This window comes from Herbidospora solisilvae (assembly GCF_009901565.1).
Taxonomy (GTDB): Bacteria; Actinomycetota; Actinomycetes; order Streptosporangiales; family Streptosporangiaceae; genus Herbidospora; species Herbidospora solisilvae.
Map to the genome: position 1 here is coordinate 1 of NZ_WXEW01000027.1, position 1,025 is coordinate 1,025.

Below are 1,025 nucleotides of genomic sequence, written 5' to 3' on the forward strand. Positions count from 1 at the left end.
CTAGGACGTGTTTCGAAGTGTTGTGACGGGCTGGCGTGTCGTGGTCGGGAAATGAAGAAGGTCTCCGGTAAGTGGGTTGATCGACCAAGAAAAACCTGACCACCGGAGACCTCGTGGCCACCTTAGCGGTGACGCGGCGGTTCGACCTGAGCGATGCGCAGTGGGCCCGGCTCAAAGCCGTGCTCCCCATGCCCGTGAAGCCAGGCAGGCCCGCGCAGTGGACCAAACGCCAGCTCATTGACGGCATCCGCTGGCGGGTGCGGGTCGGGGCGCCTTGGCGGGACGTCCCTGACTGCTACGGCTCCTGGCAGGCGGTGTACGCGCTGTTCCGCCGCTGGCAACGCGCCGGTGTCTGGCGGCAGATCATGACCGCCTTGCAGACGGGAGCCGACGCCGCCGGGTTGATCGGATGGGAGATCGGCGTGGACTCCACCGTCTGCCGGGCTCACCAGCACGCGGCGGGAGCCCGCAGGTCAGGCGATCGGCAGGCCGAACCACCCGGCGGTGTCACCACCGAGCCGACCGATCACGCCCTGGGCCGCTCCCGCGGCGGCTGGTCGACCAAGCTCCACCTGGCCTGCGACAGCGGCCAAGGCCTGCTCGCGTTGGTGTTGACCGCCGGACAGCGAGGCGACGCACCTCAGTTCATCCCGGTGATGACCGCCATCAAGGTTCCCCGACCAGGGCCGGGACGCCCTCGCACCCGGCCGGAGGTGGTCCGGGCGGACAAGGCCTACTCCTCCCGCGCCATCCGCGCGCACTTACGCGCCCGCAGGATCAAGGCCACGATTCCCGAACCCGCCGACCGCATCGCCGGCCGCCTCCGGCGCGGCAGCCGAGGCGGACGCCCACCCGCATTCGACCAGGCCGACTACCAGGCCCGATCAGCAGTCGAATGCGGGATCAACCGGCTCAAACGCCACCGCGCCATCGCCACTCGCTACGACAAACTCGCCGTCCGCTACGAAGCCGCCGTCCAGATCGCCGCCATCAACGACTGGTTAACCCGACTTCGAAACACGACC

General features: G+C 68.9%; 1 protein-coding gene. It reads left to right on the forward strand.

Annotated features, from left to right (window positions below):
• Nucleotides 1–128: 128 nt before the first annotated feature.
• On the forward strand, nucleotides 129–1,025 hold an 897-nt coding region (locus GT755_RS38320), incomplete at its 3' end, for an IS5 family transposase (RefSeq protein ID WP_328794763.1).